The organism is Ulvibacter sp. 2305UL32-6 (genome assembly GCF_058148545.1).
This window is the reverse complement of record NZ_JBYVKA010000001.1, coordinates 482,590-500,652: the sequence shown is the minus strand read 5'-3', so window position 1 is coordinate 500,652 and position 18,063 is coordinate 482,590. Positions and strand designations below refer to the sequence as shown.

The following is an 18,063-nucleotide window of genomic DNA, read 5'->3' as shown; positions in this document are numbered from 1 at the left end:
TGTAAAGTTTAACTTAATATGGATGGTAGGAAATAACTAAGTATCAAAATAAACGCAAAAAAGCCGAGAAGTATATAAACTTCTCTTATCATAAAATCTTCTTTTTTAATGGCTATGTTAAAGTTAGAAATACGTTTAATTTCAACTTTTTTGGTAAAAGCGCTCACTCCATAGGCTACTGCTAACGCAATAATAACACCTGTAAAGTTAAGCCAAATCCAAAAGATATTAATTCCTAAGTCGATGTGAAATAACTCTTGAATTGTTTTTGAAAATATTAGATTGATAAGTACTGCTGAAATAATACCAGCATTCATACCAATATGATTTACTTTTTTTGAGAAGAATGCTAAAAAGAAGGTTACTAATACGGGACCGTAAAAAACAGAACCTATTGCATTTATTATTTCTATTACTGCACTTTTACTACCTCCAAAAAGGAAGGCGCTTGCAATACATATCATTCCCCAAAATACTACAGAGCTTTTAGAAATAAACATGTATTTTTTCGGGCTTAACTTTACTTTTCCTCGATTAAAAAAATCTTCAACTGTTACCGCCGATAAAGAATTAACGGTAGAGCTTAAAGAAGACATTGCAGCTGATAAAATACCAACCATTAAGATACCAATAAGACCGTGGGGTAAGTATTTCATAATAAAAACAGGTATCATTAAGTCTGCTTTAATGCCATTCTGGGCATATTGTTCCGGGAAGTGTTTTTGAGTTGCTAAGGTTATATCGGCTAGAAAATCAGGTGCTAATGTAATTAAGCCACCAATAACCAATCCCATTATACAATACACCAAAACGACAGGAAACCGCAGAAGGCCGTTTGCCATTAAAAGAGTTCGAATGGTTTTTTCATCTTTGGCTGAAAGTAACCGTTGGGCTTGTGTTTGGTCGCAGCCGTAATATGATGCGTAGAGGAAGAACCCACCTATAATCATTGGTAACAATCCGTATTCGTTCCCTTCGCCTATACCTAGATTATAGTTTATTACTTGTAATCTTTCTGGATCAAACCCAGTTTCTAGTCCCCCGTGTTCTTGTAGCAGATTCCACCCAAAGTACAGGCAAATAATTAAGCTTCCAAACAAGATGATCATCTGTATAGCATCTCCCCAAACTACAGCTTTCATACCGCCTTGCCATGAATAAATAATGGTAATAACGCTTATAATTAGAATGGTATAAACAAAATCTATATCTAATACGGCCTGTAAAATAATAGCTATGGTATAGACCATTACTCCCGTTCCTAAGGCTCGGCTAATTTGAAAAACAATACTCAAAATTAGTCGAGTTGATACACTAAATCGTTTTTCGACAAACTCATAAATACTAACTACACCAGACCTGAACAGAGGAGGGATAATTACTATCATAATAAAAATCATCGCAAGTGGAACGGCGAACTCAAATGTTAACCATTTCATACCACCTCCTAATTTTAACCCAACAAACGCAGGGGCAGATATGAAACTTATTGCAGACAATTGTGTTGCCATGGTTGAAAGGCTTAGAGGAAACCAGCTCATATTTTTACCGCCTAAAAAGTAGTCTTTCGAACCCTTATTATCTTTAAAGAAAAAACCCATCCCCAAAAAGAAAATGATGTAGAATACTATTATACTGTAATCCAGCCAATTCATAATATATGTGTTTTAGTGAGATGGGTTAATTCTCAAATTTACCTTTTAATTCAGAATTTAAGTATTATACCACTCATTCGTTAAATGTTTAATAAGATAATATTTATTGACATTTTTTGTTTAGCGCTATGTTTTAAAACCTCCCTACAGTCAATATGTTTTACCTTCCGAAGTTGTCCTCATTTAACAGCGTTTGAATAATAGGAAACGATCTAATCGTTAGTATTTAGCAAATCGATTACTAAGGCAGCAGTCCATGAGAAATTATTTCCGCCGTATCCTCCATCACCATTTTTATGAAATTCTTTTCTCGAATCGAAATATTCATGAAACTCACTTTTTTCTATCATTTCAATAGTATCCTGCTTTACACGTTTTGCTATATCGTAGAATTTATATTGTTTTAGCCCATTGTAAACCATCCAATTAAGATTGACCCAAACAGGTCCTCTCCAATATTTTTTGGGATTAAACCTATCGCTCTCAGGATCAAAAGAAGCACACAAATATTGATGTTCTCCGCCAAATTTTTTCATCATGGTCTCAACCATTTTTTCTGCTCTTTCGGCAGTTGGAATATTTGCAAATAAAGGAGCGAAAGAGGAAGATGACACATGTCTTAAAGGCCGTTCGTTACGAAGGTCATAATGTATATATGCGCCTAGATCTTCGTCATACAGTTTATTATTAAAAGTTTTTTTAGCCTTTTCTTGCCATGTTTTTAGCTGTGATATTTTCGTTTTATTTCCCCCTAATAGCTCATAGAGTTCAATTAGACCTTCGTTTGATTTTATTAACATCGCATTGAATAGGGGGTCTTGTACTAAGAAAGGAGATAGTTCGGCTATTTTCGCATCATCATATCGATGTTCTTTAGCAATTTCTATGATATGTAAATAATGATCGTATTCTCTATTAGATGGTCTTTCTGAAGCATCAACATGTGTGGTGTCTCGCCTTTCAAAAGTATATTCTGGAGGATTCATGGTGTCCCAAATATCATCCCAGATTGGAGAGTTATCGGTGCCAGATTCCCAGTTGTGATAAATATAGACCAAGCCTTCGTTTTGCGGATCTCTGTGCTTGTAGAAGTATGCGTGGTTGTTATAAACTTTGTCGATCACACCAGCAATAAAATTGAGTGTTTCGGGCTTATTTTTACTGATTTTATAAAGCTCTTTTAACACAAAACCTGTAACTGGGGGTTGTGTCATTCCTGTAGATCTATATTTTTTAGAAGATTCAGGATGCAAGTCTGATCGGTGATAATCGGCTCCTGGAAAGTAAGTGTCTGTTTCTGTATGGAAAATAATATGTGGGATAAAACCGTTGCTCCACTGCGCATCCAACAATGTTTTCAATTCAGATTCGGCTTTTTCCATATCAAAATGAGCAAAACCAATCGCTATTAAACCAGAATCCCAAAACCATTGAAATGGATATAAATTTGCACAGGGGATGCTAAATCCGTCTTTCCAGTTTTTAATAAGTACTTCTTCGGCTTTTTTCTTCAGTAAATTCATAATTTTTTTTCAAATAAATAAAAAAACTCATCACCCGAGGTTACTACAAGTGATGAGTGGTTAAACAAGCTAATTAACAATTTAACACTTAGAAACTAAATGTTGCGGTTAAGAATAGTCTTCTAGGTAAAATAGGTCTTCCAACAAAGAAATCACCGTCGCCAGATTGACCCGCACTTCCGGCACGAGGATTACCTTCTGTGAGTCCGGAGTTATCAAATAGGTTAAAAACACTTATCCCGAAGCGCAATGAATTATCTTCTTGTGTTTCAAACGTGTAACCTGCTCCAACTCGTACCATTGTGATTGCGTCCAATTCAACAAGGTTGGCGTCATCGGCAAATTTTTTACCGGTATGATTTATAGTTACATTGGTATCAATAATGGTATCATCATAGTCCAGACCTAAACTTCCCAAGACGTTTGGCTGTCTTCCTATTTCATTTCCTTCATTTACTGTTGTGATGCCTCCGTTAATCAGATCTTCATTTTGATTTGTTGTTATTTCATGATCCTGATAAGTTAATGTACCGAAAAGGTTCAATGATTCTACAAGTTTGTAATTTCCATTAGCTTCCAGACCTATGGTTCTTGTTGATTGTTCGCTTCTTGCTTCATCTACTAACTGGCCCCCAGAAATAGCCTGAGTAATTTTAATACGATCACTTAAACCCACATAATATGCGGCAACAGATCCTGAAAATTTAGGAGTGCCAAATTTTGCGCCTAATTCTCCTTGAAGAATGGTCTCTGCATTGTAATCTGTTTCTCGAATACCAGGAGTGGGAGCAAAGCCACGTTGCTGTGGAAAGAAGAACCCTCTTGAAAAGTTGGCATATAAATTTGTGGCATCTGTTAAGTTATAAAGCCCTGCAAGTGATACGGCCCAATCTGTATCCTTTATTTCTCCTGTGATAAATGAACCGTCTTCGAAACTTACATTTTGTAAGTTACTTGTAAGTTCAGGATCTTCGTATACCTGTGTTTCTGATAAACCGCCTTTTCTGAACGTTCCCTTTGTTGATTCAATACGGAAACCAACGTCAAAACGCCATCTGTCTAAAACCATTTCATCAGTTAAATAGAAGGCTGTTCGGCTTTGAGATAAATGATTATTAGATGTCATTCCTATTCTATTATAGAGACCTCCCGTAGAATAGACCACATTGCTTCCAGTTGAATCGGTATACGTTAAATTTACTAAGCGAGGGTTATTGTTGAATTCTGAAAGAACTCGGTACTGATAATTTACATCTTCAGCTTCAGTTCTAGCAAGAAAAGTTCCTGCTGTGTATGTATGTATTCCGTCTTTAGACTTTAGAATGAAATTGGCTTCTCCAGAATAATCTGTCATTGGTCGTAAACGATCTACATGGAGGTTTTCTACCACTAGATCATTGCCGTTTATTTCTCCTCCAGCACCTCCTTGATATACCGCACTATACGCTGTGTTTCCTGGTGCAACAGCGGCCACATAGTCGTTTAATGTTATTGGCGTTCCGTAGTCTCCGTTTCCACCAACATACAATGCAAAATTGTGCTGATAGTTTGCATATTTAACTTTCGACTTGAATTTTAAATTTTCGTCAAGGTTATAGTTGAAATCGGCCATAACATAGCCACCTTTTGTGAATACACCATCCTCTATAGGACTTTCATAAACACCACCTGGGGTGAGAAAGGACGTGTTTGCCAATTCTCCGGTAAGGAGTTGTTGAACTGGTTCACCATCGTTACCATTTAATCGCTCTCGACTTGAACCATCTAATGGAATAGGAAGGTAGAACTGTGCTCTGTCATTTATAAATTGTCCGTGAACAGTAAAAGAACCTTTATCGAACTTCTTTTTGATATTTCCTCTAAATTGAACTCCTCTTGTAGCTAAACCAACATCAATTGGACCGTCATCTTTTCTAACAAATCCTGTAAAGGCATAAAATGTGTTTGAATCTTCTCCTCCAAGTTTTCCTCCTGAATAAAAATCTGTTTTTAATCTGCCTTGATCAGCCCATTCAACATGAATTAAAGTTTCATCATTTACATCTCCAGTTTTGCTAGTATAATTAATAATACCTGCAACAGATCCTGCGCCGTATAAAACTGCGGCACCACCTCTAACAAATTCAACTCCTTTAAAGCCTATATCAGGTCGAGCGTAGACATCATGTGCTGAAGAGTTGAGACCAAAAGTGCTCATCAAAGGCATCCCGTCATATTGCAACGGATTAAAAACATATTGACCTCCAGAGGGTAGTCCTCTTACAAATAAATTTGTGGCAGTTTCACCACCACCACCTTCCGCTGTAATACCAGGTACATTTCGTAATATATCGGCCTGACTATTTGCTGATAATTTGGTAATCTTTTCTTCCTTTATTGAACTAATAGACATAGGCGTCTCCTTTTGTGATCTGAAAGTTGAGGACGCAGTTAGTACAATTTCATCTAAAGAACTTCCTTCCTGTAAAACAATATCAAATTTAAGCGGAGTACCACTAAGGTTGATAGGTTGTATTTTCGATTGATATCCCAAATAGGAAAATTGAAGGGTTTGGTCACCCATAAGGTCTGTGGTAAAACTGAAGTTACCATCAAAATCTGCTAGAGTACCTGCAGTAGTACCAACTAAAAGAATATTTGCACCACTAATCGGTAGGCCTGCTTTGTCTTTTACGGTTCCAGAGATCTCTGTTTGTGAAAAAACACTAGAAACGCAAAAAACGCATAGCACTGTTAAGATAATTTTATTCATGTTACATAGAGATTAATTGATTGTTACCAAATTTATAATCAGATTCGTAATATTAGTGCTAAAAATTTATCATATTTGTACGCAAACGTTTGCGGGAACGTTTGATATAAAGAATTTGTTTTGAAAAAAGAAATAACGACCTTAAAAAAACTTGCTTTAGAACTAGATTTATCTATTTCAACGGTTTCAAGAGCACTAAATGATCATTCAGATATTAGTGCAAAGACAAAAGCTAGAGTAAAACAATTAGCGTCTGACCTCAATTATGTGCCTAACGTATTTGCCAAAGGATTTAGAAATCATAAGACCAATATCATTGGGGTTATTGTCCCTAATGTGACCCATTATTTTACAACTACTATTATACGTGGGATAATAGAAGAGTCCTCTGTTAGAGGGTATCGTGTTATTATTTCGGAAACCAATAACGATGTGATAAAACAAAAGGAAATGCTCAATACCATGATTCATTTTGGGGTAGATGGAATTCTCGCGTCACTTACAAAAATGACTCGCGATATTGACAATATATTACCAACTCTTAATACTCTTCCCTTAATTTTATTTGATAAAGGATCTGACAAGATACCTTGTACTCAAATTACAATTAATGATGAGGAAGCAACCTTTAACCTAATTGAACACTTAATAGGAATAGGAAAGAAGCGCATTGCAATAATTAAAGAAAGAGAGTTTTCATACACTTCAGAAAAAAGATATGCCGGGTATTTAAGGGCGCTTAATGAAAATGGGATTGAAGTAGATCCTAAAATTGTTATTAGTGTCGATGATATATCTTTAGCTGAAGGCAAGAGAATGGCGAAAACGCTGTTGAGTATTAAAAATAGGCCGGATGCCATTTTTGCCATTACAGATAGTGCGGCCATTGGTGTTATTCAAACGCTAAAAAAGCACAATATTAAAATTCCAGAGGAGATCGCGGTTGTCGGATTTAGTAATTCTATCCATTCGTTGATCATTGAACCTAACCTGACCACTGTAGATCAGCCAGGTGAAAAAATAGGAAAAACCGCCGTGAAATTTCTTATCGAAGAAATAGAAAGAGAAAACGACGACATTGCAAGTAAATTAGTTGAAATTAACTGTAATATTGTGATCAGAGATTCCTCTTTTAAAGCTTAATGCTTTAAAAATATCAAGCTTTCTCCTAAAAAATATACTAAAGTAAAAAGCAGCTATAAGTAATGATATAGCTGCTTTTTATTTCTGAAATAGAAATTATTTAAAGACTATTGTCCATAATCTCCTGAACCACTTCAGGATTTAAAAGCGTGCTTGTATCACCTAAATTACTAGTATCCTTCGAAGCAATTTTCCGAAGAATACGACGCATGATCTTACCGCTACGCGTTTTAGGTAGTCCATCTGTAAATTGGATTTTATCAAGTTTTGCAATGGGTCCAATTTGTTCCGTTATGACTTGGTTGATCTCTTTTCTTAAGTTGTCGTGATTTCTACTTTCTCCTGTTTCCTTTAAAGTTACATATCCGTAGAGCGCATTACCTTTAATATCGTGTGGAAAACCTACAATGGCGCTTTCTGCAACGGCAGGGTGTTCATTAATAGCATCTTCAATGGGTGCTGTACCTAAGTTATGACCTGATACAATAATTACATCATCTACGCGACCTGTGATACGATAATAGCCAACTTCGTCTCTTAATGCGCCATCTCCGGTAAAATACTTGTTTTCATATGCTGAAAAATACGTGTCTTTATAACGTTGATGATCACCCCAGATAGTTCTCGCCATACTTGGCCAGGGAAATTTAATACACAAACGTCCATCAACTTGATTCCCTTTAATTTCTTCGCCATGCTCATCCATTAGAGCAGGTTGAATTCCTATAAAAGGAAGTGTGGCGTAAGTGGGCTTCGTTGGTGTGCAAAAGGCGATGGGGGTTATCATAATTCCACCCGTTTCGGTTTGCCACCAAGTATCAACTATGGGTGATTTTTTCTTACCAACGTTGTCGTCATACCAATGCCATGCTTCTTCATTTATGGGTTCACCAACAGTTCCTAGCACTTTCAGAGATGATAAGTCATACTTTTCAAGATGTTCTACTCCCTCTTTGGCTAACGCTCGGATAGCAGTTGGTGCTGTATAAAACTGATTTACTTTGTGTTTTTCAACAATCTCCCAAAATCGTCCAAAATCGGGATAGCTTGGCACTCCTTCGAACATCACTGTAGTGGCTCCATTACATAAAGGTCCGTAGACAATATAGCTATGCCCTGTGATCCAACCTATATCTGCGGTACACCAATATACATCATCATCGATATATTGGAATACATTTTTAAAGGTATAGGCGGTATATACCATATATCCAGCCGTGCTGTGTACCATGCCTTTAGGTTTTCCAGTTGAACCTGAGGTGTAGAGAATGAAGAGAGGGTCTTCGGCATCCATTATCTCTGGAACGCAGTCTTTATAAGCTTCATCCAGTAAGGGCTGTAGCCATTTGTCGCGATCTTTTACCATATTGACTTCAGAATGAATTCGCTTTGCAACCAAAACGGTTTTGACGCAGCTACATTCTTCTAAAGCTTCATCAACAATTCCTTTTAGATCTATAGTTTTTGCGCCTCTATATGAACCATCGCTGGTAACAACCAATTTACAGTCACTATCGTTAATTCGTGTAGATAAGGCCGTGGAAGAAAAGCCAGCAAAAACAACCGAATGAATTGCCCCAATACGAGCACAGGCAAGGACAGAAACTGCCAGTTCTGGGATCATGGGAAGGTAGATACAAACACGATCTCCTTTTTTTATACCGTTTTCTTTCAATACATTGGCAAATTTGCATACTCTTTCGTGTAGCTCGTGATATGAAATATGCAGCGCTTCTTCGTCGGGATTGTTAGGCTCAAAAATAATGGCAGTTTTGTCGCCTTTTGTATATAAATGTCTGTCAATACAGTTTTCGGTGATATTCAGTTTTGCTCCTTCAAACCATTTCACTTGGGGTTTTGTAAAATCCCAGCTTAAAACCTTGTTCCATTTTTTTCTCCATAGGAAATGTTCGCCAGCAATTTCTTCCCAGAAATTTTCTGGATTAGCAATCGATTTACGATACACTTGATAATACTCCTCTAGGTGTTTTATATGATAATTACTCATGATTTTTTAGCTTTAAGATTATTTATGGATCCCAATTTTATTGATTTGATATATTAATTTTATTTCATCGATAATAGTACTATCATCAATGGTAGATGGTATGTTATATTGTTGCTCATCTGCGATATTCCGAAGCAATTTACGAAGGGTTTTTCCACTACGTGTCTTCGGCAAACGTTCTACCACCAAGACGTCTCTAAAAGATGCAACAGCACCAATTTCTCTTCTTACATCTTGTATGATCTCTTTCTGAACCTGAGCAGGATCAATCGTTTCAGCAAATTTTAAAACGACCAAACCTAAAGGTTTTTGACCTTTGATCTCACAGTGCACACCAAAAACAGCACATTCGGCCACATCTTTGTGTGAGGAAACAATTTCTTCCATCTCGGCCGTAGAGAGTCGGTGACCTGCTACATTTATAATATCGTCAACACGGCCAGTTATAAAAATATAACCGTCTTCATCTTTATAGCCTCCATCTCCCGAGAAATAATATCCCGGAAAGCGTTCCAGATATCCAGATTTAAAGCGTTCTGGATTATTCCATAAATTGGTTAATGTTCCTGGTGGCAATGGTAGTTTCACCGCTACATATCCTTCTACACTAGACGGTACTTGCTCGCCTTCTTCGTTTAAAATATCAATGTCATAACCACAAACGGGTAATCCGGCAGAGCCAGGTTTTACTTCTTGTAAATCAATTCCCACCATGTTCGCCACCATTGGCCAGCCACTTTCGGTTTGCCACCAATGATCAATTACTGGGACTTTCAATTTCTCCTGTGTCCAATTTAGGGTAGAGACATCACATCGCTCTCCCGCTAAGAATTGATATTTTAAACAGGAAATATCAAATTGCTTTAATAATGCAGCCTCCGGATCTTCTTTTCTTATGGCTCTAATTGCGGTGGGAGCGGTAAACATTGCCTTGACGTTGTGCTCACTAATTACGCGCCAAAAAGTAGACGCGTCGGGCGTTTTTATTGGTTTTCCTTCAAATAAAACTGTGGTGTTTCGGTTCAATAGCGGACCATAAACAATAAAACTGTGGCCTACAACCCAGCCTACATCACTTGCAGCCCAAAAAACATCTCCTTCGGTAACACCATATACATTTTTCATAGAAAATTTTAAGGCAGTTGCATAGCCACCGGTATCACGAATTATACCTTTTGGTTTTCCTGTTGTTCCGGAGGTATATAAAATATATGAAGGATGTGTTGATTCTACTGCAATGGCATCAATCGACGGAGATTGATTAACTAAGGTTTTATAGTCAATATCGTATTCTTTCATCGGAATTTCCACGCCCAGCTCTCTGTCAAACACGATGACCTTTTCAGGTTTATTTATCGCTTTGGAAATAGCTTCATCTACAAATGGTTTGTACGGAATAATCCGTTCTATCTCTATTCCATTGGAAGCGGTGATAATAGCCTTCGGTTTACAGTCGTCAATACGAATGGCTAACTCATGGGGTGCAAAACCGCCAAACACAACTGAATGAATCACGCCAATTCTAACACAGGCTAACATAGCATATAAAGCCTGAGGAATCATTGGCATATAGATAATGCACGTGTCGCCTTTCTCAAGTCCTAAGCGCTGTAAGCCACCTGCAAGCTTTGAAACTTGTAGATGTAATTCATTAAAAGTTATATGTGTTTTTGTGTTGGTTACGGGAGAATCGTAAATCACAGCGACTTGATCTCCATAACCATCTTGAATGTGTTTGTCAATACAGAGATAACTCAAGTTAAGCCTCCCGTCTTCAAACCATTGTGGATAGTTATAACTGTCTTTTGAAACTATAGTTGTTGGTCTTTTATGCCAGTCTAATTGATTGGCTTGTTCATTCCAAAAACCTTGCGGATCTATAATACTTCGTTGGTAAAATTCCTGATACTTCACGGTTATGATTTTTGACGATTAAACAAACCAAACCAATTTGGATTTAGTACTTTTAGTTTAATGAGAGCATAAAGTATTAATGCAAAGCTAATTCCAATAACCAAAGAATGCATGGCGCTAACGTTTATTTGATTCTCATACTTGAATCTGACAAACAGCGACACGACAGCGTAGATACTTATAAAAATATCTGATGCTAAAGGGTTTATACGAAATTTCATATCTTTTCTTTTTAATTAAACATTGTTTGTTTGCACACAAAATCAATATCTAAGTAAAAGACAAAAGAACAGTTCTAGGTCAATAGTTCTAATATTTCAGAAACTATTTTTTTTACGGAAAAAGGTTTAGTTAAATATTTATCAGCTCCAAGTTTTAAACCCTTTTCAATATCTGAAGCTTTATTTTTTGCTGTTAAAAAGACAACCTTAGTGTCTTTTAAACTATCTGAACTTTTAATATATTTTAATGTTTGATAGCCATCTACATTGGGCATCATTACATCTAACAATATAATATTTGGTACTTGATGTTTTAATATATCTATGGCCTCAACTCCATCTCTTGCGATATAAACTTCGAAATCTTGTTTTTTAAAAGCATATTCAAGAGACATTACAATATTCGGCTCATCATCTACGATTAAAATTTTGTTTTTCATACCACAGTACAAGTTACTTAAAAGGTATTGTGAAAACAAGGATAGCCCCGTTTTTTACGTGTTTTTTTGCCCATATTTTTCCGTTGTGTTTTTCTACAATCTGCTTTGTTATTGCTAGTCCGAGACCACTGCCTTGTGGTTTTATAGTGTTTTGATATTTTGATTGATAAAATTTGTCAAAAATGAATTCGTGATCTTCTTCGGAAACACCTTTTCCATTGTCGGTTACAGAAACTTCTACTACATTATTTCCGAGTTTATAATCGACTGTGATCCTGCCTGTCTCAGGTGCGCAAAATTTAATGGCGTTTGATAATAGATTAGTAAGTACCTGTAAAATACGATCTTCGTCATAGTCGATCTTAAACGAGTGCACATTTTCATTAACTATTTCAATTTTCTTTTTAGCGGCAATTTGAGATACGCTGGCAATCGCTTTTTTTATTGTTTTCTGAAGGTCATTGTAGGAGAGATCTAAATTTAAACGCCCAGTTTCTAGTTTTTCAAAATCTAATATATTATTGATCAATCGCCCTAAGCGATCAGAATCCTGAACTATGTTTTTTAAAAATTGTTCTTTTATGTCTTTAGGCATGTCATCGCCGTCATCCATTAATAATTCGGTGGCGGCTCGAATTCCTGTTATAGGTGTTTTGAGTTCATGCGCTACGGTGTCTAAAAACGCATCTTTTTGTTTGTCTTTACTAATTAATTCTTGATTAGCTTCTTTTAATTTGGTAGAGAGTTGAGAAAGTTCGTCTGATTTTTCCTTAAGCACTTTATTACTTACGATATGTTCTTTAGATTCTTCTAAAATTTTGAGTACTTCAGGCAGACTGATCTGTTCTTCCTTTACAACGCTGGCGATTAAAATTTTCGCAGAAGCGCTTCCAATACTACCCGTTAGTAATTTTTCAGAAAAATTGATTAGACGAGCATCCGCTAGTTGCGTATCTTGGGGTAATTTGTATTTTGTAAAAAATATCCTCAGGGCACGTGTAGCTCGATTTTCTCCTAAAAAACGAACAAGAACATTTTTGATATCTGCTACATAGGCTTCACCTCGCCAGACTAGTGCATTGTCTTGTAATGACGAGAAATTTCTACTATCCACAAACATTTCGGCATAATTACGTTCTCTATAGTTTCCTTTTTCTGTTAAAGAAAACACGAGATAACATAAAATATTAAATGTCATACTCCAAAAGAAAGCATGGGCTGGGGGGCTTAAAAAATCTATTCCAAATAGTGCATGTGGTCTTAAGCCAGAAATGCCTGCAAGTCCGTATTGTGTAAAATCATTACTCCCGGTGTACGCTGCTACCGTAAATGGCAAAATGAGTGTATAGAAAGAAACAAAGAAACCTGCTAGGATACCTATTACGGCGCCTTTTGATGACCCCCGATTCCAAAATAGACCAATAAAAAAAGATGGTCCTAATTGTGAAATAATAACAAAAGAAATCAAGCCAATTGAATAAAGCGAAAGTTCTTTCGAAAAGGAAACATAAAAGAAATAGGCGGTAATTATAATGATGAAAATTGAGATCCGTCGTATGTTCTTAATATATTTAGCATTGCGTTCAGGTTTGTTTTTAATGAATTTATCTAGGAATCCATACGGAATTATTAGGTTGTTACTCACCATGGTTGAGAGGGCGAGGGTTGAAACAATTACCATAGACATTACTGCTGAAAAACCACCTAAAAACACCAAGGTAGCTAAGAAAGTATTCCCTGATTCTAAAGGAAGTAACAGCGCGAAGTATTCATTTTTTTGTGTGTCACCAAAAGTTAGATTACCTGCCCAAGCAATAAAAATAACAAAGACATTAAACAACAAAAGATAGAGAGGAAACAGCCAAATGGCCTTTTTTAAATGTTTTTCTCTGTTATTTTCTACAACCGAAACCTGAAATTGTCTCGGTAGTAGAAATATTGCCATAAAGGATAAAGCGATCATAAAAAACCAATTAAAGCCTTCTTCCAAACCATTAAATGTGACCAGCTTACTAAAGTTTTCGGTGACCGACATTTTATTGTAAATATCAGTTGTGCCACCAAAAAGATAGAAAGTTACATAGCTACCAATTAGCAAAAAGAAAACCAGCTTTATGATTGATTCAAATGCAATCGACGCAATGATACCTTTGTGTTTTTCGGAAGCATCGGTATTTTGAGTTCCGAAGAAAGCGGCAAATATGGCTAACATCAGCGCCACATAAAATGTTGAGTCATCTATGATCGACGTAGAAATATAGCTAGTCTCATCGGTCATGATCTCAAAAGTTTCTGAAACGGCTTTGAGTTGTAGTGAAATGTAAGGCAAGGTTCCGAATAAACAGACCAAGGTTACCAATGCACCCAGAAACCTATTGTTTCCGTAGCGTAACGACATAAAATCTGCTATAGAGGAGATCTTGTGTTGTTTAGAAATTCTAATGACTTTTCTAAGTACGAGTATCCATAGCGGTGCTGCTATTACCGGACCTAGGTATATGGGTAAAAAATTTATTCCAGAATTGGCAGCTATGCCAATGCTACCGTAATAGGTCCACGCAGAACAGTAAACAGCCAATGATAAAGTATAGACATACGGATTATTAACCCACTTACTTCTGCCTTTTTTTTCAGCAAGAAAAGCAATACAAAATAGTACTGTTAGATAACCAATTATTATAGCAACCAGAGCGTAATTACTCATAATGACGTTTTAGTACGATATATGAAATAATTATTGAAACCAGCCATATTGAAAAAATAGAGAAGTATAATGAAGGAATCCCAAATACGGCCCCTTCAAAATTAAAGATAAAAATGAATGGGATGTTGAAGGCTAAAAAGAGTGCTATCGAGAGAACGATTAGTTTTTGTTCGTGCCGTTTTTTCATTTTTTTCTTTCTTTCATTCTGGAATGCTTAAAAGTAAGTAGTTTTTACAAATAAGAAATCAGCATTACCAAAGATAATGCTGATTTCAAACTAACCAAATTAATAAGAAAGCCTCATTTTTGTTTTAATGATTTGATGCTTCACCAGCTCCTGAAGGGATTCTAATGCTTTCAACCATTTCTTGAACATCTTTGGGTGGAGCGGGAGTCATTCGTGACACGGTGATGGAAATTATCACGTTTACTATCATTGCGATCGTTCCAAAACCTTCGGGTGATGTGCCAAACCACCATTCGCTTGCGGGTCTTGCGTCCATGATTCCTATAAGTCCCGTTTTATAACGTATCATATAAAATAACATTAGTATAATACCGACCACCATTCCGGCAATAGCACCTTCTTTATTCATACGCTTGTCGAATATCCCTAGAATTATAGCGGGAAAGAACGAAGCTGCGGCAAGGCCAAAGGCTAATGCGACGACGGCGGCCACGAAGCCTGGTGGATAAATTCCGAATAAACCAGCAATAATGATCGCTACTATGATCGCAATACGAGCTGCAAGTAATTCTCCTTTATCTGAAATGTTCGGCTTTATTTGTTTTTTGATTAGATCGTGAGAAATTGAAGTTGAAATTACGAGTAAAAGTCCGGCTGCGGTAGATAACGCTGCTGCCAAACCACCTGCCGCAACGAGTGCAATTACCCAATTTGGAAGGTTGGCGATCTCAGGATTTGCAAGTACCATAATATCACGGTCAACATAAAGTTCGTTAATTTCCGTACTTGGATTTGAAATTAACCGTTGACCACTAGAACCTCTAAGTTCAGTGTATATGGGCTTTTTACCATCTAAAGCGCTACCTTCTACATATTGTATCTTTCCATCACCATTTTTATCGGCCCATGCGATCAATCCAGTGTCTTCCCAGTTCTTAAACCATGCCGGGATCTCAGTATATTCTTGATTACTTACCGTTTCAATAAGATTAGTTCTTGAAAATACTGCAATGGCTGGCGCCGTAGTGTATAGAATAGCAATAAATAATAAAGCCAACCCTGCAGATTTCCGTGCGTCTTTAACCTTCGGAACCGTAAAGAACCGTACAATTACATGCGGTAATCCTGCCGTACCAACCATTAATGCTAGTGTAATGGCAAAAACATCCCAGGTAGATTTAGAACCACTGGTATATTCTTTAAAGCCTAGTTCGGTATGAAGTGTGTCGAGTTTATCTAAAAGAAAAGTTCCATCTTCTAAAGTGCCACCCATGCCAATTTGTGGAATAACGTTGCCGGTCATTTGCAGAGAAATGAAAATTGCGGGTACCATAAAAGCAAAGATGAGCACACAGTATTGTGCAACTTGCGTATAGGTAATACCTTTCATTCCACCTAATAAAGCAAAAATGAGAACTACGGTCATTCCTATAATAACTCCTAAAGTAATGTCAACTTGTAAGAATTGAGAAAACACAATTCCAACACCGCGCATTTGACCCGCGACATAGGTAAAAGAGACGATAAGGGCACAAATAACTGCTACCGTTCTCGCTGTGTTTGAATAATATCTATCTCCAATAAAATCTGGGACTGTAAATTTTCCAAACTTTCGGAGATATGGAGCCAATAGCAAGGCAAGAAGTACATATCCTCCGGTCCAGCCCATCAAATAAACAGATCCATCATATCCCATAAAGGAAATTAATCCCGCCATACTTATAAAAGAGGCTGCACTCATCCAATCTGCGGCTGTGGCCATACCATTTGCAAGTGGTGAAACACCGCCACTAGCTACATAAAATTCTTTTGTTGACCCCGCACGGGCCCATAGTGCAATTCCGAAATAAAGGGCAAAAGTAACCCCTACTAATATCCAAGTCCACGTTTGTACGCTCATAATGTTATCATTTTTTGGTTAGTGGTTACTCGTCGAAACCGTATTTTTTATCTAGTTTGTTCATTAATCGTACGTAAACGAAAATCAGTATTACGAATACATAAATAGAGCCTTGTTGGGCAAACCAAAACCCGAGTTTAAAGCCTCCAAGTCTTATTTGGTTGAGTTCTTCTCTAAAGAAAATGCCGCATCCATAGGATACAATAAACCATATGGAGAGTAAGATGGTCAAATACTTGATGTTCTCTTTCCAATAGGCTGTCGCGTGTTTTTGTTTCTCATTATTCATTGTTGAAAATTTTATAGGTAGATCATTGCTTGAAGAGTAATTATATTTGAATCTAATGCTCCAAACTCTTGCTTCTTATATTCTAAAGTAAGTTTAGAATTGTGACCGCTCATATAGGCGTTGAGACCAATTCCGAGCGTATTTCTGCTATCATCTACGGCGTCGTAGCTGTGTGTTCCATAGCTTAGATAAGGTTGATACCTAGTTTTAGTACTTTCGCCTTTAAATACGTAGCCCACATGCCCATACACCATACTACCCGTTCCGTATGCACTAAATAAGTAATTTTTACCATAATTGCTGTTTTGATAAACGGCGTATGCTGTAATGGCGCTTCCGTTTTCTCCAAGAGGTGTATCATAGAATGCATCTACTGCAAAAATTGATACATCTTCGCCTTGTAAATTTGGTTCTAATTCAGTGCCTGTGTCGATTACTGAACCACTAGGGTGTAAAAAGAAACCAGCTCCAACATTAAAAACTTTTTTACCGCCAAGATAGGTTCCTACCTTATAGGGCAAAAAGTTAGATTCTTGATCTAATAAATTATAATCGAAATATCCCGAATATGTTTTACTTGCGGCCTTAGATCCCAATGTGGCACGACCGTTATAAACAGCCTCACTGGCTAAAGCGGTACGACCATCTAAAGTAGATACAGAAGCATCATTGATTGCGACGCGATATTGTAATTTTTCAAATTTACCTTTTGCAAATACTCCTAGATGTCTCGCAAACTGGTCTGAAAGACCAATTGTAGCCCAAGACTGACGGTTGTTATCAAGCGTCATCATATTTAGAGTGCTTTGATTATTCAATCTGGAAATTCCATTAAAATAGTGTAACCCGCCACCTAGAGTATGATTGGCAGATAAATTGTACTGTGCCCATACGTCATGAAAAAATAACTGGGATCCATCTCCTTTGCCGGTAGGACTCAATTGCGAGCTGTTAAGGCTGTTTAATCCGAAGTGGGTTAAGATTAAAAATTTCTCATTGATCTGTGCGAACATTAGAACACGAGCTCGTCTTAAATTGAAATCTAACGGACTGTTTTCGTTGCCGTTTGCATCAAAAGTGTCATCGAGATTATAATTGGCTTGAACCTGTGCCCAAGAAATTATTCGAAGGTATTTAGAACCTTCCTCATTAAATGTCACCTTGAGACCTCCTGAGTAATCAGGAGATCCTTGGGCGATAATACATTGAAAAGACACAATTAATAGTCCAATCAATATAATAAAATGTCTTTTCATTGTTTTAGAATTAAGTGGTGAATAATTGATTCTGTGTGCACCGCTAAGCTCTAAAAAACAATTTGTTAACT

The 18,063-nt window shown here is 36.9% G+C and carries 11 protein-coding genes; 1 reads left to right on the top strand and 10 read right to left on the bottom strand.

The window, feature by feature from the left end; genetic code table 11:
* Positions 1–8: 8 nt before the first annotated feature.
* The 3 genes from ACY2RU_RS02390 to ACY2RU_RS02380 form a co-directional block, all read right to left on the bottom strand.
* Positions 9–1,655 (bottom strand): sodium:solute symporter family transporter, encoded by a 1,647-nt coding sequence (locus ACY2RU_RS02390; protein ID WP_490136803.1) that lies wholly within the window; start codon positions 1,653–1,655, stop codon positions 9–11.
* A gap of 212 nt (positions 1,656–1,867) precedes the next feature.
* Positions 1,868–3,178, bottom strand: a complete 1,311-nt coding sequence (locus ACY2RU_RS02385; RefSeq protein ID WP_490136802.1) for an MGH1-like glycoside hydrolase domain-containing protein — start codon at positions 3,176–3,178, stop codon at positions 1,868–1,870.
* Positions 3,179–3,266: 88 nt separating this feature from the next.
* Positions 3,267–5,930, bottom strand: a complete 2,664-nt coding sequence (locus ACY2RU_RS02380; RefSeq protein ID WP_490136801.1) for a TonB-dependent receptor — start codon at positions 5,928–5,930, stop codon at positions 3,267–3,269.
* Positions 5,931–6,050: 120 nt separating this feature from the next.
* Here ACY2RU_RS02380 and ACY2RU_RS02375 point away from each other — a divergent pair, with 120 nt between their 5' ends.
* Positions 6,051–7,073 carry a LacI family DNA-binding transcriptional regulator gene (locus tag ACY2RU_RS02375; RefSeq protein WP_490136800.1) on the top strand — a complete coding sequence of 341 codons (1,023 nt, stop codon included), beginning with the start codon at positions 6,051–6,053 and terminating at the stop codon, positions 7,071–7,073.
* Between the two features lie 100 nt (positions 7,074–7,173).
* Here ACY2RU_RS02375 and acs read toward each other — a convergent pair whose 3' ends face one another.
* The 7 genes from acs to ACY2RU_RS02340 form a co-directional block, all read right to left on the bottom strand.
* Entirely contained in the window at positions 7,174–9,081 is a 1,908-nt protein-coding gene (gene acs / locus ACY2RU_RS02370; protein WP_490136799.1) for an acetate--CoA ligase, read from the bottom strand.
* Positions 9,082–9,099: 18 nt separating this feature from the next.
* Positions 9,100–10,995, bottom strand: coding sequence for an acetate--CoA ligase (locus ACY2RU_RS02365; RefSeq protein ID WP_490136798.1), 1,896 nt, complete (start codon positions 10,993–10,995; stop codon positions 9,100–9,102).
* 295 nt (positions 10,996–11,290) lie between these two features.
* Positions 11,291–11,656 (bottom strand): response regulator transcription factor, encoded by a 366-nt coding sequence (locus ACY2RU_RS02360; protein WP_490136797.1) that lies wholly within the window; start codon positions 11,654–11,656, stop codon positions 11,291–11,293.
* 13 nt (positions 11,657–11,669) lie between these two features.
* Positions 11,670–14,360, bottom strand: a complete 2,691-nt coding sequence (locus ACY2RU_RS02355; RefSeq protein ID WP_490136796.1) for a sodium:solute symporter family transporter — start codon at positions 14,358–14,360, stop codon at positions 11,670–11,672.
* 311 nt (positions 14,361–14,671) lie between these two features.
* Positions 14,672–16,447: a sodium:solute symporter family protein gene (locus tag ACY2RU_RS02350; RefSeq protein ID WP_490136795.1), complete on the bottom strand. Its 1,776-nt coding sequence runs from the start codon at positions 16,445–16,447 to the stop codon at positions 14,672–14,674.
* A 25-nt stretch (positions 16,448–16,472) separates the two neighbouring features.
* Positions 16,473–16,736 (bottom strand): DUF4212 domain-containing protein, encoded by a 264-nt coding sequence (locus ACY2RU_RS02345; RefSeq protein ID WP_490136794.1) that lies wholly within the window; start codon positions 16,734–16,736, stop codon positions 16,473–16,475.
* Between the two features lie 11 nt (positions 16,737–16,747).
* A complete protein-coding gene (locus ACY2RU_RS02340) occupies positions 16,748–17,992 on the bottom strand; it encodes a hypothetical protein (RefSeq protein WP_490136793.1) in 1,245 nt (414 codons plus the stop codon).
* Between the last annotated feature and the right edge of the window lie 71 nt (positions 17,993–18,063).